18 protein-coding genes and 1 pseudogene are annotated in these 21,941 nt (G+C 65.2%); 6 read left to right on the forward strand and 13 right to left on the reverse strand.

The features are described from left to right. Window positions 1-156 precede the first annotated feature (156 nt). A complete protein-coding gene (locus ACQPXM_RS25090; RefSeq protein WP_432937446.1) occupies window positions 157-1,359 on the reverse strand; it encodes a hypothetical protein in 1,203 nt (400 codons plus the stop codon). Window positions 1,360-1,581: 222 nt separating this feature from the next. Here ACQPXM_RS25090 and ACQPXM_RS25095 point away from each other — a divergent pair, with 222 nt between their 5' ends. Continuing rightward, complete coding sequence (locus ACQPXM_RS25095) at window positions 1,582-1,863, forward strand: hypothetical protein (RefSeq protein WP_432937449.1); 282 nt, start codon at window positions 1,582-1,584, stop codon at window positions 1,861-1,863. Window positions 1,864-1,988: 125 nt separating this feature from the next. Here ACQPXM_RS25095 and fxsT read toward each other — a convergent pair whose 3' ends face one another. The 3 genes from fxsT to ACQPXM_RS25110 all read right to left on the reverse strand — a co-directional run bounded on the left by fxsT (window position 1,989) and on the right by ACQPXM_RS25110 (window position 5,206). Then, the gene (gene fxsT / locus ACQPXM_RS25100; protein ID WP_432937452.1) at window positions 1,989-4,295 is read right to left on the reverse strand and encodes an FxSxx-COOH system tetratricopeptide repeat protein; all 2,307 of its coding nucleotides are present in this window, start codon (window positions 4,293-4,295) and stop codon (window positions 1,989-1,991) included. 50 nt (window positions 4,296-4,345) lie between these two features. After that, entirely contained in the window at window positions 4,346-4,783 is a 438-nt protein-coding gene (locus tag ACQPXM_RS25105) for a hypothetical protein (RefSeq protein ID WP_432937455.1), read from the reverse strand. A 153-nt stretch (window positions 4,784-4,936) separates the two neighbouring features. Further along, window positions 4,937-5,206: a hypothetical protein gene (locus tag ACQPXM_RS25110; protein WP_432937458.1), complete on the reverse strand. Its 270-nt coding sequence runs from the start codon at window positions 5,204-5,206 to the stop codon at window positions 4,937-4,939. 579 nt (window positions 5,207-5,785) lie between these two features. On the opposite strand from ACQPXM_RS25110, the gene ACQPXM_RS25115 reads away from it, so the two are divergent. The 3 genes from ACQPXM_RS25115 to ACQPXM_RS25125 all read left to right on the forward strand — a co-directional run bounded on the left by ACQPXM_RS25115 (window position 5,786) and on the right by ACQPXM_RS25125 (window position 12,828). Continuing rightward, complete coding sequence (locus tag ACQPXM_RS25115) at window positions 5,786-9,268, forward strand: DUF4020 domain-containing protein (protein ID WP_432937460.1); 3,483 nt, start codon at window positions 5,786-5,788, stop codon at window positions 9,266-9,268. Window positions 9,269-9,424: 156 nt separating this feature from the next. Next, window positions 9,425-9,883: a hypothetical protein gene (locus tag ACQPXM_RS25120; protein WP_432937462.1), complete on the forward strand. Its 459-nt coding sequence runs from the start codon at window positions 9,425-9,427 to the stop codon at window positions 9,881-9,883. A 161-nt stretch (window positions 9,884-10,044) separates the two neighbouring features. Continuing rightward, window positions 10,045-12,828, forward strand: coding sequence for a tetratricopeptide repeat protein (locus tag ACQPXM_RS25125; protein WP_432937465.1), 2,784 nt, complete (start codon window positions 10,045-10,047; stop codon window positions 12,826-12,828). 244 nt (window positions 12,829-13,072) lie between these two features. Here ACQPXM_RS25125 and ACQPXM_RS25130 read toward each other — a convergent pair whose 3' ends face one another. From ACQPXM_RS25130 to ACQPXM_RS25145, 4 genes are all read right to left on the reverse strand, one after another. Further along, on the reverse strand, window positions 13,073-13,612 hold the full coding sequence (locus ACQPXM_RS25130) for a hypothetical protein (protein WP_432937468.1): 540 nt from the start codon (window positions 13,610-13,612) through the stop codon (window positions 13,073-13,075). A 109-nt stretch (window positions 13,613-13,721) separates the two neighbouring features. Continuing rightward, window positions 13,722-14,342: a hypothetical protein gene (locus ACQPXM_RS25135; RefSeq protein ID WP_432937470.1), complete on the reverse strand. Its 621-nt coding sequence runs from the start codon at window positions 14,340-14,342 to the stop codon at window positions 13,722-13,724. A gap of 330 nt (window positions 14,343-14,672) precedes the next feature. Further along, window positions 14,673-15,017 (reverse strand): hypothetical protein, encoded by a 345-nt coding sequence (locus ACQPXM_RS25140; RefSeq protein ID WP_432937473.1) that lies wholly within the window; start codon window positions 15,015-15,017, stop codon window positions 14,673-14,675. 145 nt (window positions 15,018-15,162) lie between these two features. Beyond that, complete coding sequence (locus ACQPXM_RS25145; RefSeq protein WP_432937475.1) at window positions 15,163-15,447, reverse strand: alpha/beta hydrolase; 285 nt, start codon at window positions 15,445-15,447, stop codon at window positions 15,163-15,165. Here ACQPXM_RS25145 and ACQPXM_RS25150 point away from each other — a divergent pair. Next, window positions 15,439-15,822, forward strand: coding sequence for a DJ-1/PfpI family protein (locus ACQPXM_RS25150; protein WP_432937478.1), 384 nt, complete (start codon window positions 15,439-15,441; stop codon window positions 15,820-15,822). The genes ACQPXM_RS25145 and ACQPXM_RS25150 overlap by 9 nt on opposite strands. A 277-nt stretch (window positions 15,823-16,099) precedes the next feature. Here ACQPXM_RS25150 and ACQPXM_RS25155 read toward each other — a convergent pair whose 3' ends face one another. Next, window positions 16,100-17,023, reverse strand: coding sequence for a DUF6615 family protein (locus tag ACQPXM_RS25155; RefSeq protein WP_432937480.1), 924 nt, complete (start codon window positions 17,021-17,023; stop codon window positions 16,100-16,102). 685 nt (window positions 17,024-17,708) lie between these two features. Between ACQPXM_RS25155 and ACQPXM_RS25160 the strand changes: the two genes are divergently transcribed. Beyond that, window positions 17,709-18,035, forward strand: a complete 327-nt coding sequence (locus ACQPXM_RS25160; protein WP_432937482.1) for a hypothetical protein — start codon at window positions 17,709-17,711, stop codon at window positions 18,033-18,035. 171 nt (window positions 18,036-18,206) lie between these two features. Here ACQPXM_RS25160 and ACQPXM_RS25165 read toward each other — a convergent pair whose 3' ends face one another. The 4 genes and pseudogenes from ACQPXM_RS25165 to ACQPXM_RS25180 all read right to left on the reverse strand — a co-directional run bounded on the left by ACQPXM_RS25165 (window position 18,207) and on the right by ACQPXM_RS25180 (window position 21,855). Beyond that, window positions 18,207-18,758 carry a hypothetical protein gene (locus ACQPXM_RS25165; protein WP_432937484.1) on the reverse strand — a complete coding sequence of 184 codons (552 nt, stop codon included), beginning with the start codon at window positions 18,756-18,758 and terminating at the stop codon, window positions 18,207-18,209. A gap of 207 nt (window positions 18,759-18,965) precedes the next feature. Continuing rightward, window positions 18,966-19,826, reverse strand: a complete 861-nt coding sequence (locus ACQPXM_RS25170; protein ID WP_432951199.1) for a hypothetical protein — start codon at window positions 19,824-19,826, stop codon at window positions 18,966-18,968. A gap of 104 nt (window positions 19,827-19,930) precedes the next feature. Then, window positions 19,931-20,293 (reverse strand): annotated as a pseudogene (locus tag ACQPXM_RS25175) (hypothetical protein); the annotation flags it as partial. Between the two features lie 221 nt (window positions 20,294-20,514). Further along, a complete protein-coding gene (locus tag ACQPXM_RS25180) occupies window positions 20,515-21,855 on the reverse strand; it encodes a hypothetical protein (RefSeq protein ID WP_432937487.1) in 1,341 nt (446 codons plus the stop codon). Window positions 21,856-21,941: the final 86 nt, after the last annotated feature.

Consider the following 21,941-nt stretch of genomic DNA (forward strand, 5'->3'; position numbering starts at 1 on the left):
GCCGCGGTCAAGAAGGTCGGCCTCTCTGCGTCGTCGCGGGGTTGCGCTCTTGATGGCAGCGAATCGGTACCCAGATCAATGATGAAGATCTGACCGCTGTCCGGAGCAGGCGCGTTGCCCCCGCATGCTCGCCGAGAGAGAAACTGCCTCGTCGTATTACACGTCGGCGGGCCGGAGCACCACGGGGATCACCGCGAGCAAGACCCTCCTGCCTTCATCGTCAGCTGTGACGATGTAATCCACGCGGCTGCTCGGGTTGGACGCATCTTTGGTCAGGACGTAGCGTGGGTGCGCCTCGACGGCGGAGTGGAGTTTCTCGATCGTCGTCGCAGGGTTCTTCGTCCTGATGAACATGATGAGGGCGGCCTTGGAGTCGCGCCAGACTAGGTAGCCGAGGAGTTGATCGAGAGCATCGGCCACGACCTTGGGGCCGTCCCAGATCTTGCACTCGGCGATGAAGACGTTGCGATCGTGGTTGCGGATCAGGATGTCGGTTTTGCCGCTCCCGTTGAAGAGTTCGCCGCCTGCTGCGCCCTCCCAATAGGAGTTCAGGTTTCCGAGCAACAGGTCACGCAGTTCCTCCTCCCCAAGCTTGGCCCCAGTTCCGGGCGTCCGCTCGAGGGAGTTCGCCCATGCACGGACAGTCTGGAGCACATCTTGATAGATGGCCTCATCTAGTACAGGTTCAGGCACGAAGGCGGCTTGGGCGTTTCGGACCTGGAGAGTCACCTGCTTCCGCCGCGCCGGAACAGGCGGTCGAGGCATCGTCGACGCACGTACGGGGATCCCGAGTGATTCCTCCACGGCACGGTCGTTAAGGATGCGTTCCTTACGGGCCAGGTAGGCGTTACGAATGGTCTGTTCGGCCGTAGCTCGGAACGAGTCGAGATCGGCGTTCGCCCAGCCGACTCGCTGCTCGATATCCTGCCTCACTCGGTCGACTCGACTTTGGATCGTGGCGGCATCGAGCGTCCGCTCGATAACCTCGACCTCCACGTTGCCCTTCGAAACCTTGCCATACGTGCCTGCGATGCTGAAGTGGGAAGCCTGATAGTCGAGCATCTCCGTTGTGCCTGAGATTGGGAACCTGATGACCACCCGGCTCGCCGGCACGTCGTAGACCCGATCACGCTCGAACTGGTCGTTGAACTGAGTGGTGACCTCCGTCACCGGAGTCCGCGTCGCATCGCCCCAATCGACCGAGATCTCGGCGGGCATGTGTTTTCCGAGCAGCGCGGCCACCAGCACATCCGTGTTTTCGCTGAGGATCACGTCAGGTTCGATTCTGGCGAGCTCGTCAAGCGCGCGTTTGAGACGACCACGCAGATAGTCGTCCAGCCGTCGGCCAGTGCCCCACACCTAGAACTCCCGGAGATTGTCGAACCCATGTTCGGCGGCCGACTATACCTCTGAATACTGGCGGATATCACGAGACAGACCGTCACAACACGGAAGTGCCAGCGGGAGGTTCCCCGATCCGAGGCATCCGACTTGAGGCTCACCACTCACCTTCTACTGCCTCATCAGCGTTTGCCCTGGGTTTGTGCGCGGTCTCTCAATCATCGCCTGAACTGTTCGCGATTGGACCCCGCCCTAACCGACCACGACACTCTGCAGCATCAGCCGCCCTTCCGTGAGGCGGCGATCATCAAGGCCTGGGACCTGCGCCCCCATGACCTCGCCGCCATCCTCGAGACAATTGCCGAGGCCGATGAGGTCACCAACTGGCATTGCCGCGCCTGCAACGCCGACAACGTCGCGCGGACAGATCGGTGCGCCACCGAAGGTTGCTACAAGCCGGCGCCACGGCCTGCCGGTCAAGCCGCAAACCTCCACAGCGCCCTCGCGGACCAGAGAAGCTGATCGGCGGCCCGCGACCACCGATCTCTTGGACATCGGCGATGATGATGCGATCGTCCTCGAGAAGAACGTTCGTGTCGTCACGACGCGCGAGACCAGCGCTGGGCGGCGGCGGTTGGACTCGCGGGTCAGCGCTTCTTGCGTTTCTTGCGCTTCTTCGGCTTTCGCGCGTCCTGACCTGTCTTCGGCAGTCGGTCTCTGATGCCGCGTGCCTCGGCCCGGCGTCGGGTCCAGATCACCAGGTCAGAACGCACCGTAGAGGTCTGAGGGTGGTCCGGACCGAGGATCCGTACATAGTCGGCCAGCACCTGTTCGAGGGCGGCCGCCGCGGCCGCCGCGCTTGCTGGGTACCCAGCCACTCCTCGCCAGTTGGCGAGGTTGGCGCGCGTCACCAGGGTGTCGGGGTGGTCCGGCCCGAGTACCCTCAGACGGTCGTCCAGCAATTGCTCGAAGTCAGCGGCCGCGAGCGCAGGCTTTCCGGCCATCCCCCGCCAGTAGGCCCAGTTGTTGCGAACAGTCAAAGTGCTCGGGTGGTCGGGTCCGAGCACTGCCGCCAGGCGCGCGGGTATCAGCTCCAACGCTGTGGCCGCTCCGGACGGATCCCCAGCCTCCCCCTGCCACCGAGCGGCGTTGGCGTAGGTGATCAGAGTCTCCGGATCCTCTGGTCCAAGCACTCGGGTCCGAGCAACCCCCAACTGTTTGAAGGCAGCGGCAGCGTACGCCGGATCTCCCGCCATCCCGCGCCAATAGGCGAGGTTGTGGCGGGCGATGAGCGTGTGCTCGTCATCGGCCCCCAGAGTCGACTCCAGACGGCCCGGCAGTTGCTCGAATTCGGCTGCAGCACGAGCGTACTCACCGGACTCACCGCGCCAGCGGGCCACATTGCAGCTGGCTACCAGAGTTTCGGGGTGATCCGGACCGAGCAGGCGCAATCTGTCCTTCAAGAGCTCCTCGTAAGCTCGAGTGGCCCCAACCGGATCTCCACCTGTGCCACGCCAGTTGGCCAGACAGTGGCGCAGCTCGAAACAGTGCCCGTGATCGGCTCCGAAGCGCCGTTCGGCCTCCTGGTAGAGCTGATCGGCGGCGGCGAGTGCGGCAGTGAGTAGTCCGGCATCGCCGAGGCTGACTGCCGCGCGGAAGAACACTCTCGGCACACCGCCCGCGCTGGTCCACAGATCCTCCGCCTCGGATCGGGTGGAGAGGACCGCAGCATTACCGCGCAGCAACGTGACGATTGCTCTGCCCTGTTCCATCACGGGCCAGATTCCCATGACCGCGTCGCCGGCGGCGCGAGCAGCGGCGCGCGAGATCGGCACTTCGAGCGCGTCACGGACGGCTCGCTGCACCAGGGCGTGGACGCGGACCACGGAGTCCGTGACGGTGACCAGGCTGAACCGGCGCAGGTTGGCAAGCCCTTGCTGAACGTCGTCCTCAAGATTGTTGGTCGATGTAGAGGCGCGCGCCGCGAGAAAGCCGATGGCATGTCGGCTGGTGAGCACCTCGGTAGGGATACCGTTCGGGTCCAGCATGCTGATCAGCTCGAGGATTGGTCCTGCCAGGCCTACGGGAGGAAGCTGGTTGGCCTGCTCGATCGACATCGACCACGTCGTCGCAACCGTTGCTGCCGGCCCCTTGAAGATGTTGTCGGTATGGGGAAAGAGCTCGCCGAGCCGCCGCTTCCGATCGGCGAACCGCTCTCGGTAGCCCGAGCAGGTGAGGGGCGAGTCTTCCATGTACGCCGCGCTATGTGGGAGGGCTAGTGGCAAGCCTGCCAGGTCGGCCGCGACCCCGGCGGCATCGTCGGCCAGCTCGGCGGGTAACCGTTGAGTCAGGTAGGCGCTCGCCTCCGCAATGGTGAAACTCTCGATGTCGATCGGCTCGAGGCCGGCGCGCAGCGACGCGTCGCTCCGGCGGGTTGTCAGTACGGTGTGACCGTGGGGCCGGTGATCTGGCGGCCAAAGGTCCCGCATGTCGTCGGCTGCCTGAAGGTCGTCGAGAATGATCACCCACCGTCGATCGGTGGTGGAGAGCCAACCGAGGAAGCGTGCGACAGCCGCCTCGGGCTCGCCGGCCACTCCAAGGCCAACGCTCCCGGCGGTCTGCGCATATTTGTCGATGATCTCGGCGCGGGTCGAAGCCGGCACCCAAACGAGCAGATCCACTTCCTTGCCGTTCAGCAGATGCCGAGCGTACGCCGCAGCCAGCTGAGTTTTGCCGACTCCGCCAAGCCCACACAACAGGCTGGCGGGCCGCCCGGCGACAGAACCACGCCTCGACGGCCCCGCCCTAAGCAGCTTCTCCCACGCAAGCGTCCGGTATTGAAAGTAGTCCGCACCCGGCGGGATGGAGCCGATCACAACTGGCCACGGAGGCTCGGTCACGCCACCGCCGAGAGTGATACGGACGTCTCTTGCCTCGACGTCATCGAAGCTCACCAGAGGGCTGCCCAAGTATGCTGCGGCAGGGCCGGGCTGACCTACCGCCGTCAAGGGTGGTTTCCTCGCCCCACCCCGGCGTTGAGGTCCGTCAGCTCGATCCCGCTGGGGAAACGGCTGCGCTCGACGATCACAGCGCTGCCCCCCGACTGGACGTGCTGCACGCGGAGGAACTCCGCCTCGACCTGGTTCAGGTCCACCCCGACAGCGGGCCCCGCCTCGGCGGCGTCGACCCCGATGACCTCAACGAGCCGACGCGCAGCCGCCATCAACTCGTTGTCACCGGCGGCGCCGAGATCAGTGAGGGTCTCCCACAGAGCCGCGCGCTGTGTCGCCGAGTCGGGTCGACGCTCAAGTGCTGACAGATCGATCCCGCGTTCGTCCAAGAGTCGTTTGACGGCCGCGTACGCGTCGCTCACGACCGTCGGTGCAGCGCCATTCGCTTCGGCAACCGCGCCGAGCGCCACTGCCGTCACCACCACGTTCACCGGAACCACGGCACCCCCTTGGCCCTTCGACCGATCCGCCCCCAGGGGGAACGACTCACCGTAGCGGAGAAGCCTCTGTGACGCCACGGCTCCGCCGAACCTGGTTCCCGCCACGCGCTCCTGAGCACCTCGCGGTTGCTTGCCCCTGATCACTCAACCGCCCAACGGTGCGGCATCTGGTGCCAAAGGCGCTCGACCGTCGGATGTGCCCGGAGGCGCAGGGATGGCCACCAGAGCGAGGGAGCTGAGGCGGTCGCCGACTGCCGCGAGAATGGCTGGGCCGTTCGGGGTGTCGCTGTGGACGCAGACGGTGTTGACGTCGGCGAAGCTGGGGTCGGCGACCATGGCGGTGACGCGGTCGGCGGCGTCGGCCGAGGTATGGACCCCGAGGTCGCGTTCCAGCGCCTTGATCTGCTGCGACAACGGCGGGCGGGAGCGGGGCGCCGCAGCGAGCGCCAGCGAGCGGAGGGCCCCGCGTGGGTGAACACCCACACGCACCCGACAGCACTCCCCCGCGACCACCTGTTCTCGAGTCGAGCTATTCGAGGGCCCAACCGAACATGGTGACGGTCGTGTCCTGGTACGGGCGGTCGGCGAAGTACTCACCGACGACCGGCAGGCTGCCAGCGGCAGCGGCTTTGGCAAGTGCCGAGTTGGGGAGGGTTAGATCGCGAGGGCCGGGTGTGTGCCGTCGCGGTCCATCGTCTCTATCTGACCGTTCCGGTCTTCCTCCTCCTCGTGGGCTGGTCGATCGCCATCGAGCTGAACCGCCACTCGCTGTCCGAGCTCGTCACCTCGACGCCGCCGGCAAGCTCGGCCTGATCCCAGAGCTCGGCACCCGCCGTACGGCGACACCCACCAGTCCCCTCGCGGCTCCCGAGGTCGCCTGAGCCAACCCCGCAGCGGCGCTCCGTCGGGATCGCTGCTACGGGGTTGGCTGGACAGCACGCACTACGGTGGTGACGTCACCGCGAGACCGAGCGAGAACGAGGACCGCCAACCATGCGTCTGGGCGACGTCGAGATCCCCGAGCAAGTCCTGACGGCGTACGAGGAAGGCACCCTGGTCCTGTTCACCGGCGCCGGGATCTCGATGGCGCCGCCTTCCGGACTCCCTGGGTTCGCAGCTCTGACAGCCGAGATCGTCGGCAAGGTCGGTTCCGATCTGGACCCGTACTCCGACGACTGGAAGGACCGCCTCGACGTCCTCCTCGGCCAGCTCGACGAGGATCCGGCCACAGCCGTCCACGAGCTGACCAAAGCAATCGTGACGCGTGCGGACTCGGTCCCGAACAACGTCCACAAGAGCCTGATGCGGATCGCCGCGAAGTCTGTCCCACGGATCGTGACCACCAACTACGACCTGCACCTCGAGACAGCCGGCGGCGACCTCCAACTCCCTATCCAGACCTTCCGCGCCCCGGCGCTGCCCCTCGGCGACGACTTCTCAGGGATGGTCTACCTGCACGGCGCAGCCGACCAGGAGGCCGGGAAACTGATCGTCACCGACCGCGACTTCGGCCACGCGTACCTGCGTGAGGCATGGGCGGCCAGGTTCCTGGAGCGAATGTTCGGGAAGTACACGGTCCTGTTCGTCGGCTACAGCCACGGTGATGTCGTCATGAAATACCTTGGACTCGCACTCGGCCAAGACTCCTCTCGGTACGTTCTCACCGCAGACGAGAACGATCCCAACTGGCGCCGGCTCGACGTCACGCCGATCCCCTACTCGCCGGACAACAATCACCAAGCACTGGCCGACTGCCTGGCGGACTGGGCCGATCTCGGCGAGATGGGGCTGATCCAACATCGGCAGAGAATCCGTCAGTTGGTCGCCGGTCAAGCCGAGGCGACCCCAGCCGAACTGTCCTACCTGGAAGACTCGCTTCGAAGGCCCGAACGAGCACGATTCTTCACCCAAGCGGCCGAACATCCCACTTGGCTGGAGTGGGCGACCGAGCAGAACTCCTTCCAGTCCGTGTTCAGCCGGGAGGCCCCGCGAGACGAGGTCGAGCAGAAGCTCCGCCACCTACTGGCAACCTGGTTCGTCGACCGATTCGTCCTGGATCCTAACGCCCAGGACGAAGCTTGGGCAGCGCTGACCAAACTCGGCGGACGGCTGAGCCTCCACCTCTGGACGGCACTCGCCTCCGGACTGCACCCCGCTCCCACGCCGCGGCCGCCTCACCACCGGCGCTGGCTGTACCTCCTCCTCGACCAGAATCAGGCCGGCTCGGACCAGGAACTCCTGAGCTATGCACTGATGGACAGCGACTGGTCGACGGATCGAACCGAGATCATCGAACTCTTCACCCATCTCACCGCGCCGAGAACGACGGTGGCTCAAGGCTACGGGTACCTGCCCCATAGGTTCCAGATCAGCCCGTACGGGGATCAGCACTGGCTCATGGAAGCCTGGACCACTCAGATCCACCCCAACCTAGACGTGCCTGCGGCGGCCGAGATCCTCGGAATCGTCGAGCGGAACCTCGTCCTGCACTATCGGCGATTTCACACGATGGTTGACCCGACGAACGACCCGTACACCCTCCACCGATCGGCCATCCAGCCGGACGCCCAGGACCAGTTCCCGGAGGCGATCGATACCCTCGTCGACGTCCTCAGGGACTGCTCCGTCTTCCTGGCAGACGCCGGGTCACCGGCAGTCGAACAGATCGCGGAGCGCTGGTTCGCCAGCGAGTACGCGCTGCTCCGCCGCCTCGCGGTTCATCTGACCCGTGTGCGCGACGACCTCACCGCGGACGACAAGTTGCGTCGCGCTCTCGACCAGAAAGTGATCGCCGACCGACCGGCCCGGCAGGAGTTCTTCTGTCTCATCGCCGATACCGCGCAGGACGCTTCCGGCGAGGTTGTCGACCGCATGGTCGCAGAATCAGCCGCCGCCGGCGAAGCAGAGGGTGCCTCGGCGTATGCGGCCTTCACCCTCCTAGAATGGCTACGGACGAACGGCGTGAGCACCGAAGCACTGGTCGCCGCTCTCAACGGGATCCGGAGCGCGCACCCAGAGTTCGAGGTCTCCGAACATCCGCAGTTCCGCGGCTGGCACGAGTTCGACGTATTCCAGTCACTTCCACCACTCGACACCGCGACCTTCCACGATCGGGTCACCGCCGATCCTGCCGAAGCGTTCGCGTTCCTGCTCCAATTCCGGGAAGTCGAACTTCCCACCCGTGGGCGATCCAGCTGGGGAGATGCTGTCAGGCTGGTCGCGGATCTCGTTCGTACCAACCCGAAAGACGCCTTCGTGCTCTGGGAGCCGGTGTCCGAGGAACGTGAGCTTCAAGACGCTGTGATCATGGCCTTGGCGTATGCAACCGACTCTGACGTTCAGTCTCGAGCGCTGCGGCTGATGTTGGGGCTCGAGCTGGATCGACACCGATCCGCCGTGGGGAACTTCCTGTCCACCGTCGTCCGCGAGAACATTGCCGGCTGGCACACGGCGCCCGAGAACGACGCCTTCGTCGCGGCGGTCTGGGCTGCGGCGGCTACGACATCCGGAAAATGGGAGAACTGGACCAGCAAGGTCGTCAACGACCCGGTCGGACATCTGGTCGACTACTGGTACCGCGGTTTCCGCACCGCGTGGACCGACGCCGCCGAAACCTGGAGTGGATTACGACCGGAAGACCAGGAACTTCTGTCGACGATCTTGGCGGACAGGACCAGCCGCGGCGATATCGCACTCACCGAGCTCGCCGGGCTGATCCACGTTCTCGACGCGGCCGACAGCGAATGGTGCCGTGAGCATCTTCTTCCTCTGCGCCACTGGAGCGATCCCTCCACAGCGCGACCCTTCTGGAGTGGAGTGCTCACCTTCGCGCGCTGGAACCAGGGCCTGGTCGCTGCCGGTCTCGACAAGGGACTGCTCGAAACCGCCGGGCACCTCGACGAGCTTGACGACGATCTGCACAAGCGATGGGCCGGCTTCGCGGCCGCCGTGGCTCTCCAGACCGATCAGCCGGAGACTCTGTCGTGGATCCGCAACCTGATCGCTGCGGCTACCCCCAAAAGCCGCGTGGATTGGGCAGAGGCCGTGAGGGACCTACTGAAGGAGCTCCCACCCGAGGCGACGTCGGCGACCTGGACACACTGGATGCACGCCTACTGGCGGTCCCGCGCCAACGACGATCCGAAGGTCTTGACGCCGGACGAAGGAGCCACGATGGCCGAGTGGATTCCGTTGCTTCCATCCGAATACCTGGAGCCGGCGATCATTCTCGCGACGGCCAGGCCTGCAGGATTCAACCGGCACAGTCACCTTGTCTCAGACTTCTCCGCCGAGTCGTTGGCGGCGAACGCTCCCGCGATCGGCCGGCTGCTCACCCACCTCATGACCCACACTCAGCTCCCCTTCTACGGGCAGCAGTACCTCAAGCCCATACTCGAGGTCCTGGTCGCTCAGTCCGGAGACTGGACCGCCCTGCGCAATGAAGCCCTTCGGCTGGGGATTGAACTGACCGACTGAGCACCAGGATTGGCCGACACCGCGCGCCCGAAGGCACGCGGTGGCTTTCAGTGACACTTTGTCGCTCCTGGGGCTCGACGTAGTGGCCGAGGGTGAGCGAGACTCTGCTTCTGGACTTGGTCCAGTGGGGATCTAATTCGGACTCAGGGGGCAGGTATGGAACCAGTGTCACTGGTGGTGGCCGCAGTGGTCGCGGGGGCGATGAGCGGACTCACGGACACCGCGACACAGGTGGTGAAGGACGCGTACGCGGGGCTGAAACGACTGCTCAGCAGGCACGACGTGGATGTCGCGGCGCTCGAACGCCGACCCGAGTCAGAGGTGCAGAAGGCGGCCCTCGAAGAGAACCTGACCGACGCGCTGGCCGGCGCTGATCCGGACGCCGAGCAGCAGGTACTCGACGCCGCACAGACACTGATCAGCGCGCTGCGAGAAGCTCCCGGTACGGCTTCAGAGGTCGTCGGTGTCGATCTGGCCAGAATCGAGACCGAGTTCATCCGCGTCCAGGAGATCCGCTCCACTGGCACCGGCTTCCGCGGTCACGACATTAAGGCCACTGGCGGAATCGACCTCGGCGTGGTCGAGGCCGGAACCGACAAGCCCACGGGCCCTTAAGCGCGGCAGTTCAGCCCGGCACTGCCGCCGGACCCCAGGGCACACCCGGGACATATCTCAGCCACGTCGACGCCGGCGGAAGCATCAGCATCACGAGCCACCACTACGGTGGCCGCCCACAACAGTCGACCACACCGCAGTGGCCACGCTGGATCGGCACCGTGCTGGAAAGGCCGGACCAGTTCCAGGCCCGCGCAGACCAGCATGAGGCAATCGAAGCGGCCGCTGCGGCCGGCCGGGCTGCGGTGCTGTCCGGACCTCCTGGCACCGGAAAGAGCCACCTGGCCGCCTCCCACGCCCGCGAACTGATGGAGTCCGGTGATCTCGACCTGGTCGTGTGGACATCCGCAGACGACCGGGGAGGCATCGTGAGCCAGTACGCGCTGGCAGCTCAGCACGCCGGTCTCGGTATCACCAGCGATCCGCAGGCGGCTGCGACGCAGTTTCTCGGATGGCTCACAACTACCGAGATCCGTTGGATGATCGTGCTGGACAACGTCGAGTCGGTGGTCGCGCTCGCCGATCTGTGGCCGGTGGCGCGGCCAGGAGTCGGCCGCGTTGTCGCGACGACCGTGCGGCAAGACGGATCGCTGTTCAACGGCCGCGACAAGGTCACCTTCGAGGTCTTCACCCCAGCCCAGGCCCGCGACTACTTGCAGAAGCGCGTACCCGCCGACCTCGCCGACGACCCTGACGGCATCGCACAGGATCTCGAGTACCTGCCGCTGGCACTGAGCCACGCCTCGGCGTACCTCATCGACCAAGACATGCCATGCAGCCAGTACCGCCGGCTGTTCGCAGACAAGGCGCGAAGTCTGGACGAGCTGTTCCCTCGTTCGGACGAACTGTTCGACGGATCGATCCGGACGGTCGCCGCCACAATGGCCGTGGCGATCGAGCGCGCCGACGAGGCCGATCCCGTCGGCGCGGCGGGAACATTGCTGGAGCTGGCCAGCCTTCTCGATCCCAACGGCATTCCCCTGGGCGTCTTCACAACCCACGCGGCGCAGGAGTACTTCCGCCTCCACATGTCAAGCGTCGCGGACGAGCCGCTCGAAGAGCTCATCCGCCGCGGTTTGGGGAACCTCCACCGATTCAACGTCGCCACCCGCAGCGATGGCGTGTTGCAACTCCACGGACTGGTTCAGCGCACCGTCCAAACAACCCTGCTCACAGGTCAGGCCGCCGTCCACGCCGCCGTTGTCGGCGCGGCGGAAGCAGTCCTGCAGATCTGGCCAGACGTCGAGCGTGACCAGGTTGACTCTGCGCGGCTACGAGCGAACGCTTCGACACTCGCCAACGGCCCCTATGAATTCGAGCTGTGGAACAAAGATGACGGACCACACCTGCTCCTTTTCAGAAGTATCACGAGCCTCCGCCGGGCGGGCCTTGTTGCCGAGGCTCTAGGAGCTGCAACAGGACTGCACGCGACCGCCACGGATCGACTTGGATCCGATCACCTCAGTACATGCGTAGCAAGGGACCATCTCGCCAGGGTTGTCGGCGAAGCAGGCGACCCAGCGAAGGCCGTTGCGGCCTTCGAAGGACTACTCACCGACCGACTGCGTCTGCTAGGCGCCGATCATCCCGATACCCTGCTCACGCGAAGCCGGCTCGCATATTGGCGTGCTCGCACGGGCGACCTCACCGCCGCGATCGCCGCGTACGACGAACTCATGGCCGAGTTGCTGAACCGGCTCGATCCGGATCATGTTGCCATTCTGACCATTCGCTCCAATCTGGCGAGTTGGCAGAGTGAGCTTGGCGACCTGTCCAGTGCCACTTCAGCGTTCGAAGACTTGCTTGCCGACAGATTGCGCGTGCTCGGCCCAGACCATCCCGATTGTCTCGCGACTCGCGCCAACCTTGCGGCGAATCACGGAAATGCCGGAGACCCGGTCGGTGCGGCAGCCGCCTATCAGGAATTGCTGACTGACTACGACCGGGTACTCGGGCCGGACCATCCCAACACCCTGTTGACCCGCAACAACCTGGCGCATTGGCTCGGCGAGGCCGGGGACACGGACGGCGCCGCCGACACCTTTCAGAGCCTTCTTTCCGACTGCCTACGGATTCTCGGTCCGGACCACCCCGACACACTTCGCGCCCGAGCGAACCTCGCGGCGTGGGCGAGTGGCGCCAGCAATCCATCAGAGGCTGCAGAGCTCTACGAAAGCGTAGTCAGCGATCAGCTACGGATCCTGGGGCCCAATCATCCGGACACACTGTCTGCCAGAGGCAACATTGCTTTCTGGCGAGCCCGCGCAGGCGACGTAGCCAAGGCAAGTGCCGTGTACGAGACACTCCTCGTAGACCAAGAGCGGATCCTGGGCGCCGATCATCCAGACACTCTCACTACTCGGAACGGCATGGCATACCTCCGGGGCGCCAACGGCGACCCGGCAGGCGCAGTCGCCGCATATCACGATGTCGTGTCGGACTACCTGCGGATTCTGGGCCCCAACCATCCAGACACTCTCAAGATCCGGGCCAATTTCGCCTATTGGCGCTCAGAAGCCGGTAGCCCGGCCAACGCAATCGCTGAACTCGAAGGCCTCCTCACCGAGTTGGTCCGCAGAGTCGGCCCCGACCACCTTCAAGTCTTCACAACTCGTAGCAACCTCGCTCGCTGCAGAGGTAAGGCCGGCGACAGGACCGGTGCGATCAGCACGTACGACAGCCTCCTCACCGATCAGGTTCGAGTTCTCGGAGCCGATCACCCAGACACCCTCACCACACGGGGCAACCTCGCCCACTGGCGTGGTGAAGACGGAGACGTCGACGGCGCCGTTGCCGCGTTCGAGATTCTGCTCGCCGACCGCGTTCGTATCCTCAGCAACGATCACCCGGACACGGCCGCCACCCGCGACCAGCTCGACGTCTGGCGCGCAGCTCGGCCACGAACAACAAGACGACGGTGGCGACCATTCAAGGCAGGCTCCTGACCAACGACCTGTTGGCGCGTCAATGAGGCTTCTCCAAGAGCTCCTGGGCTTGCTGTACAAGGAGAGCACCGAGACTTTGTTGCAGCACTCGCGCCGAGTGCTTCCATGACCCGTCCCAGTACAGCTCGGACCTTCGGATGCTCGGGTTGATCGGCGGCGGCTGACTCGCAAAGTTCTTCCAACGCGGTCCGGGCAGCCCCGGGCGTCGACGGCGTGCGTTGCAGGGCGGGCATCGCCTCCGTGATCAAGCGGGCGAAGTCGAGCACTTGCTGGCGCTGTTCGTCGGAGATCGACACACTTGAACCGCCCCAGGGCTTTCGGCGATCAGGTTCGTGGGGTTGTTGTTGCCCATGACGGTGACCGCCACGGCGGCCGGCACGAGGTCCGCCGGACGGCCGACGAGCGAACTCGCCGATCGACCTGACTCCAGGAAGTCCGCTCCCCTGTCGCTGATCCTCGGGCCGAAGATGTTCCCGTTCGCGTTCGGCTGTCCAAGGATCAATCCTTTGCCATGAAGCCACGTGTCGGCATCTGTCACCTCGCGCTCAGAGAACGGGTCACCGTAGAAGGATTCGCCAGCGAGCCCTGGGCGACCGTGGTGCAGGCCGTACAGCAGGCGCAGACGCGCACCGCGCAGTCCGTACTTGCGAGCGACCACGTCGCCGCGGAGTAGATGGATCCGCTCGATGTAGCCGAGACCATTGGGGGTGAGGGCACACTCCCACCCTTCGTAGCCGAGGACACGCGTCAGGCTGATCCAGCCTCGTTCAGAAAACGTGGTCAACTCAGCAGCCAGTTCATGCTCGTGCGCTGCGCCTGGCTGGTCCCGGGCGTGAAGTCGTCCATGTCCTGAACCGTACCGTCTTTCGGGACAGCTCCCGTGGTGACGACTCTCAAGGTACGACGGTCAGCAGAGCTGCAGTCAGAGCGATCAGGGCCTCGGCTTCGGATCGGGTGTAGGTGTGGTCCTCGGTGCCGCCGTCGCCGTGCATCGCGCCGCTGGCTTGGTGGTGCAGGGCGGTTTGAATGACGGCCCAGCGCTGTTCTGCTGTGCGGTCGTTCCGGCCGCTGTTGTTGCTGGGCGGCTGAGACCACCCGCTGTTGAGTTTGATGGCCTCGAGCGCCTGGCGGATGCTGAGGATCGCGGGGTTGATCTCGTCGCCGGCCAGTAGGCGTTGAGCCTCGCGGAGGTGGTCGGCGATGCCCCGGTGTGGTCCGTCGTCGGATGGGAACGGGATCAGCATCTCGACGCCCAGGGTGCGGCCGAGGGCCCGGAGTTGCTGGCCCCAACGGCTTTCGGCGACGGCGATTGGCTCGACAACATCGGTTGCGCCGGGGTATCCGGAAGCCTGCGGTAGAAAGCCGCGGATGTGCAACTCGAGGCGCAGGTCGCCTCGCCGGTGCTCGTCCAACGCCAGAACTTGCGCGTTCGTCAGGAGGTACTGCGGTGTGACCCGGCGGATCTCCCCGGTCGGTATGAAGGGGACCGAAACGTTCGCCTTCGCGAGGGGCACCGACGGCCCGTCGGATCGGGGCGCGACGAGGGTCGCTCCAGGTAGAGGAGTCGACCAGCTTCCGGTTGGACTTCGGGGATGCCGATGTCGAGTTGGAGTTGGAGGTAATGGGTCCCCATCCCCTTGAAGATGCCCAGCGTCTCCGGCGCCGCGTTCACGGTGTAGTAGCCAAGCGGTGTGTCGAACCTCAACTGCTGCACGATTGCCCCTAGTTTCCGACTTCTGCCCCAGCAAGGTCAGGACAGAGCGTACTAGTTTCCCGCGAACACGTAGGCGACCTCACAGCGGCTGTACGGCTGCTGCCTCGCAGAGCTCGCGGATGGCAGTGTCCTACTCGATCAGTGTTGGTCCGCCGATGATCGATGCTTCGCTGTACAGGCCGACGGCTGATCTGCCGTCGTTGCTTTGACCAACGACCTGCGGGTCGCCGTACTCGTGTTCGAGCGGCATCCAGGCGATGTCGTACAGGCGGCGGATCGCCGTTTCCCAGTCTGCCAGTGCAGGGACAGTGCTCCCCTTGAAACCGTACTCCCCCAGGCTCGGCAGCCAGACGCGTTCGCCGAGGGGGTCGCCGGGTGGATCGAGATCCTCGTCCGGATCCGGGCACACGAGGACTCCGGAGCCGGTCAGAGGATCGAGGTACGCGCGATGAACCGCGAAGGACACGATCTGCAAGTGGTTCAGCTTGTCAGGGTTCGGGACTCGACACGCGGCTGATGATGAGCGCCGGGCAGCGACTTTCCGGGAGGTGCGGCACTGCCGGCGCTTGGTTCACAGGCCGTGACCGGGATACCGGCAGGAGTGGTGTCGACGGCCGCGATCAGGCGGGCGAGGTCTGGGGGCGGGACGCGAAGGGTGAGTGGGAGCTGGCAATCTCCCGGGTGCAACCGGCCTGGGCCGACATCCAGCGCTGCTTCTCCGCTGGGAGGGCTCGGTCCTCGGTGCAGACCACGTAGGTGCTGGGGATGGCGTGCCAGCCGGCGCCGGTCAACGGCTGCTGGAAGGCCGAGAGACGCTGCTTCGTGGTGAGCGCGCAGTACGCCGCGGCCTCGTCATCGGAGACGTCCTGGTAGAAGCGGGCCGCAGCGTCGGGGACGTGGCACACGTCTTCGTCGGACGGCGAATGGCCACCCTGCGCGATCTCACCGGGGAGCCTGACAGCCCGTACGAGATCGTCCTTTGTGCAGAGCGCCCGCGCTACGTGCTCCCGGCAGGAGCCGATCTCGGGGAGCTGCAGCCGCTGAAGACCCTGGTCGAGGCGGACACGGTGATGATTCCCGGCGTCGAGGATCCCTTGGCATCACGCAGCGAAGATGTGCTGAACAGCCTGCGGGCCGCGCACGACGTGGGCGCGAGGATGGTCTCGTACTGCGGTGGAGCGTTCCTGCTGGCCCAAGCTGGAGTGCTCGACGGTCGGCTCGCAACGACTCACTGGCTGCTCACGAGGAGTTCCAGGCGGCGTTCCCGCAGGTGCGGCTAGAGTCGGATCAGCAACACGGGAACACGCGGACTGGCATCCATCGTCGTTGGCGTCGTAGTCCCTCACCGGGGTGCACCCGCGGCGATACCACCGCGACGACGGTCTCACCGGCAGACTTCAGGTCGCGGGTTCTCGGCGCGCAGCGATGACGTCGGTCGCGTGCCGCGGAGCGGACCCATCGCTGATCATTCCACTGACGCCCAGTCGAGCATGCTGCAGGCGACCCTCCGAACGCCTGTTGCTCGGGGGCCTGTGTTCCATGTCCGGCCTGCTCTACCTACAGATCGTCCCTCGCCCGCGGATCGGGCAACCGGCCGATGAAGGCGGTCACGCCCCCGAGGCCCGCAGGCAACTCGATCGGCAACTCGTTTCGGAGCACGCCTTCGGCGGTCTCTTGGCGTGCGTCTTCCACCATCTGTCGCACGTAGATCGGAGCTTCGTCCCACGTCCGGAATCCGGTAGCGGCCTCCAACTCGCGCAGCCGGACGGACCGCGTTCCATCCTTCGCCAGGAGATCCGTCACCAGATCAGCGACGAAGAGGGTTACCTCGTCACCGGCGCCTTCCGGCCACAGATCCCAAGCCTTGTGCCGGAGGGGGGTCGGACACAGAGCGCAGCAGGACCACGGCAATGACAGAGCACCAGCATCCGCGAGTGTCGTCTGACCGATATCAGCCAACCGGCGCGCTGCCGCTGCCGAGATCATGGATACGCCGAAGACGCTGGCAGAAGGTTGCTCCGTGCAGCAGCTCCACGCGAACAAGCTCAGGTCGAGTTCGGGACCGTTGTATAGAGCGTAGACGGCCGGCAGTCCAGCGTCTCTTGCGTTGGCGAGCAGACGATCGACCTGCCGCTCCTTGCGCTTGTTTGGCCTGTAAGCGAAGTCGTATGCTGGCGAGCCGTTCACGAGCTTGAGCTTCTTTGCCTGTACTCGCATCCCGTACATCCGCCGGCCGATACCGTCGCAAAACCACCATTCCCAGTCTGCGCCAGTAACGCGGCTCTCTTGATACTTCGTGTATGGCGTGACGGCCAGCCGACCACTAAGCTCGAGGCGCAGATCGAGCAGCATTGTCTCTGTGATGGTCTCCTCGCCATACGGGGTTCCTAGGTGCGCCGCGGCGGTCAGGCGGCGATTAACCCAGTCGGCCTTGGCCTTGAGAGCCTGGCCGATAATCTCCCGCGACTTCTGACCGCCCACTGCGGCTCCCTTTGTTATCGAGATTGGCGTGCTCAGGCTAGAGGATGGTTTCCCACGACGCTCACATTTTCCCCTGCGAACTCGCCATACACGGTCGCACTCTGGGGACCTCATCCGACTGCCACCTCCGGTGCCACGTTCCGGCGTTCGGAGGATCTTCTGGAACAGCGTGCTGGTGAACTTCCAGCCCGGCCCCAGACCGTCAACGTCAACTATCACGTCTCGGCCTCGCGAGCCCGTCGATCGCCGATGTTCTCGATCTCGAGCCCCAGCGGCCGACCATCGGACGAAATCCGATCATCCAGGCGAGCATCCGCGAGCTCCTGCGCGAGCCCGCCATGAGCACGGACGAACGCCGGCTCCTCGTAAAGCAGGTGTCCACACAAGCCCGAGCGGCCGCGACCGAGGCACCTGCCGAGTTCGGGAAACTGCGCCAGGACATCCGACTCGTGTCGCAGGAGGTCCTCATCGAGAAGTTCGCCGCGGCCTGCGCGGCGGCCGCTCGAAGGACGAAAGGCATTGGCAGCGATTCCTCGAGACCAACACCTTCGCGCTGCAACAACTCTTCGCGGCTCCGGGTCACGCTGTTAAGGAGCAGCTAGTTGTCAAGGGCATCAACGCAGAGGGAAGAGGCTCTAGGATCGCCGACTTCATGCTCGTCAACACCGTGACATGAAGCGCGTTGGTGGTCGAAATCAAAAAACCCGGCGCTCGACCGACTGGCCCGTGCTACCGAGGAAGCGGCGGCGCTGAGGTACATCCACCCCATCACGACCTGACGAGCGCGGTCGCCCAGCGCCAGGCACAGATCGAGTCGGCGCAGGTGCATCTCCCCCAGCTCGTCGCGCAGACACCCGGCTTGAATTCTCTCGACACCTGCGTGGTGCAAGGCGCCGTCATCGTCGGCATGGCCGGTTCTCTCACCACAGAAGAGCAGCGATCGTTCCTGCGCTACCGCAACGGCCTACAGGTGCCGAGATCGTCGCTTTCGACGAAATCCTCTACCGCCTGAGGGGGCTCCAACAGCTACTGATGGAATCTCCGGGTCGCTAGGTCTGGCCGACCTCGGTCTGTGTGCCGTCGGCTGTGCGACCCAAAGCCAACCGGCAGGCGCGTCGCATGACGCGATCAAGATTCTCAACGAAGGATTCGAGGTCCGCGACCGGCTCCCCCTGCAGATTGATCAGGGAGTTCGGCGGGACCGGGTCCCATGGAACTCTTCGTTCCGGCGGCGATAGGCCGCCTTCATGAAGTGATGTACTCCGGCCGGCGTCGCACCGATTCCTGCATCGGACCCCAACGCTTCAGCGCCACCCGCGATCGCGTCCGAATGGAATCGTGCTCCGTTGCCCAGGTAGTGGATGAACAGTGCCTCGGCGCTAATGATCAGGTCGATGAGGCGATCGGCAGCGTCCGTCCGGTGGCTGGCGAACACCAAGCGGCGCGTCGCGACCTGGAGCGCGCCCGGCAGTGGGGACTCGAGGAGCTCCAACAAGTGACGCAGTTCGTCGATCTGCTCTCCGAAGAGGACGGTCGGCCGACCCGCATCGACGGCGGAGAGCGGTGTGAGCTGCGCCTGACCCGTACCGTTCGCCTCCAACTCGTCCGGATGAAGCATCTGCAGTGACCGCGACACCGAGACCGAACCACCGCAGACCACTCGCAACGCGATGATCAGCCGGGAGGCCGCGTGGGCGGTCTCGGGGATGACCGGAACCGCCGGCGTCGATGGCATGTCGCGCTGGAAACAAAGGGATGCTCGTGCTCGAGGACCAGAGCGGCCTGGTTGAATCTCGAGACCGTGATGCTTGTCGGGCTGTCGGGGCGTTTCACAGGAACAGCCATCACCCGAAGCGCGGCGCCGATCTCGGAGGCTGCAGGCCTGTTCGGTCAGCCCGATTGACATCTTGACAGTGGAACTAGCGGCCAGGATGGCCTCGGCCTACGTTGTCGAACCCGAGTTCGGTCTGCGGGGACTCAGGGTCTCGTCTTGCCAGGCGTGAAGTACCTGGTTTGGGACCCGCAGCCCGAACTGGGTGAGGATCGCTTGTGCCAGCCCAACACCGGTGCCGGACGCGTCCCGCATCAACGAAGGCGTATCAACCGACGCCGTTGCCGCCAGCTCGTCGGCGGCCACCCGATAATCTCCGTCCAGCTCGCGGGCACGGTCGCCTGAGATCAATTGGCGCCCTGCGACTCCTCTTAGGCCGACGTCGATTCTGACCGCCTTGCACTCCAAAGCCGCACCGAGCCGTGCGCCCAGCTCGGCCACCTCGACGAGGTAAAGCAATACATCCCAGACAGCAACCGCGCCCGTAGCTCCGGTTGCGTCTGCCCGCAACTCGGGGCTTCTCGCGAGATCGGTTGCGAGAACACGCCGATGCAGGAACTGTCCACTGGCACACATCCGCCATGCCTCGGAATGCGGCACCACACGGGCCTCGATGTCCTGTCCGACCCACGTTCGGTACCGCTGAATGGGGGCCTGGTTGTCGATGAACGGAACCGGCCAGCCTCGCAACCGCACCACGCGCTCTGCGATGAGCGGCTCCAATCGCCCCGGTTCCACACGAGTGTCGTCGAAAGGACCCGGCCGGATGGAGACGTCGAAGTGTCCAGCGCTCCGGATGAACGCCATCACCTCACTGCCGACCGACCAGGCTCGCCCAGCCTCGACTTCGAACGCCTCGCGTTCGGCGGCACTAGCAGATCGTGCTTCGGAATGGATGATCCCGGCTTCACCTCCACGTCGGACGAACTCCCGCACGCCCTTGGTAGTGGCCAGGTCGAGCAACTCGCGCATCTCGACGCTGCTCGGGACTGCGATGGACTGCGGTTTTCCCGGGGTCGGACGTAGGTGAGGCCATCGGCAAGTTCGCCTGGATAGCTCTTCTTACAGATGTGCGGCACGTCCTCGAATTCGTTGACCTCGAGTACGACGATGCTGGCGCCGCTGCTGAGACGGAAGGAGTGCAGGGCAAAGAAAACCGGCGGATCACAGTACCGCGCCAGCGCATCGTGCACGTTGTCGTAATCCGACCAGGCCGCGAGCTGTGCCACGCTAAGCCCCGGCTGCATCGCGGCCATCTGGGGCTCGACAATACCGATGCAGATCAGCCCACCATCGCGGAGATTGCCCATCGCCATCGCGGCGCGGGCAATCTTCGAGCAGAAGGCCTTGTCGTCCAGTTCACCCTGGCCTTTGACTTCAAACGACCGAATCTCGTGCCCGAGCGAGAGAAACTCCTCGACCTCCTGACACGTGACCACTGACAGAGCCTACAGCGCGGCGAGTCGGACGACGAGACTTGCGCAAGTACTGAGTATCGGTAGCGGGTGGACTACTCATCATCTTTGCGTTTGTGGACGATGCTCGCCTAGTGATCGGACGACAGGTTCGTGCTCAGATCATGACCGTGGCCGCGCGAAGTCGTTACACCGTGTGACTGAATGGCCCACGCCCGCTGCTGCTGTCGCGCACAGCGTCCGCGTCAGTGGTTGTACAAGGCTTCGAGCTTGGTGCGGCGGGTGGTGACGTCGTCATGATCGTCGCCGAAGACGATCAGGTGCAGCGTGGTCTGGTTGATCGTGTTGTCGGTGCGGCGGGTGTCGTGGCCGCCGGTGACGATGAGTCCTCCACGCTGCAGTGCGGGCCGCAGCGCGGTCAGCAGTGTGGCGATGGATGCGGAGGTGGTGAGCTTCGTCGACTCCGACGGACGGTCCAGGGCGTCGGGGCGGATGGTGTGCAGCGCCAGCAGCGGTATGGACCCGCTGGTGATGCGGAAGTTGAGGTCGAGCATGAGGAGTCTGCCGTCGTCGGTCTGGGCGCAGTCGAGGCTGCACATGCCGCGGTACCCGACGTCGGCGGCGCGCTGGGCGATCGCCAGGCATTCGGTGAGCAGGTCGGCGGGCAGGGGGACGATGAGCCCGAAGCGGCCGCCGCTGTAGACGCCGTCGGCATCGATGCGCTGGTCGGTCACGGCGAGCAGGCGGGCCCGGCCGTCGGCGGCGACGTAGAGCTGGACGCCCCAGTTGTAGTGGATGTTCAGGTATTCCTCGACGACCACCTCGGTGAGGATGTCGGTGAACGCGGGCAGGATCACCGGGTCCCCTGCTCGGTGCAGGTAGACGTCGAGGCTGGCGCCGTGAGCGGCGTTGGTGGCGGCTTTGAGCACCCAGGATTTCTCGGCGGGGGCGGCTTCGGCGAGCTCGTCGATGGTGACGATCTGGCGGCGCGCCTGGAAGCGGGGGTCGACGAAGGTGCTGATGCTGGCTTTGTTGTTGAGGTAGCCGACGAGCTCGGCGCTTTTCACGGAGCGTTCGTCGGAGTACAGGGCCGTGGGCTGCGGGTATTCCATGGACATGAGCAGGCCATCGCTGAGGGCTTCGCTGACGCGGGCGGCGAACTCGGCCTCGGTGCGGAACTCGCGTGGATCGGTGCCGACGGGCAGGCCGCCGTCGCGGAGGGCGGCCAGGAGGTTGGGTTCAGTGCCGCCCGCCCTGGTGACGACGGGGGTGTCGGCGGCGATGGCGAGGGGGCGGGCGGACAGGACGTCGCGGGTGTTGCGGTGCCTGCTCCACGGCACAGTCGGTTCCTGGGCGGGGCGTGCGCAGACGGCGATACCGGGGCCGTAGATGTCGGTCAGGGTGCGAGGGGCGGCCAGGATCGGCGTGAGCGCAGAGGCGGTAATGGGAGATCTCCCTTGTGGGGTGGTGCCCGGTCCTGGCGTGGAGTGGTGCGAAATGAACGGAAGCGGTGAAACGCGCCTGGATGAGGCGGCGGCCGCTCCGGAGTGAAGGCGCCCGCGGGTGTTAACCCGGGGCGGGCGCATGCGTCAACTGTCTCACGTTTCGCGAGGCTCGGTGCTGTCGGTGGCGCGAGGATGGAGGCAGCGGGCCGCCAACGCACCTTTGTGTA

The organism is Kribbella sp. CA-253562 (assembly GCF_050942265.1).
Taxonomy (GTDB): Bacteria; Actinomycetota; Actinomycetes; order Propionibacteriales; family Kribbellaceae; genus Kribbella.

Coding starts and splice junctions, on each gene's coding strand:
- ACQPXM_RS25120 (WP_432937462.1), top strand. CDS start 9,425: ATGGAACCAGTGTCACTGGTGGTGGCCGCAGTGGTCGCGGGGGCGATG.
- ACQPXM_RS25170 (WP_432951199.1), bottom strand. CDS start 19,826: ATGCGCGAGTTGCTCGACCTGGCCACTACCAAGGGCGTGCGGGAGTTC.
- ACQPXM_RS25115 (WP_432937460.1), top strand. CDS start 5,786: ATGCGTCTGGGCGACGTCGAGATCCCCGAGCAAGTCCTGACGGCGTAC.
- ACQPXM_RS25165 (WP_432937484.1), bottom strand. CDS start 18,758: ATGCCATCGACGCCGGCGGTTCCGGTCATCCCCGAGACCGCCCACGCG.
- ACQPXM_RS25180 (WP_432937487.1), bottom strand. CDS start 21,855: ATGCGCCCGCCCCGGGTTAACACCCGCGGGCGCCTTCACTCCGGAGCG.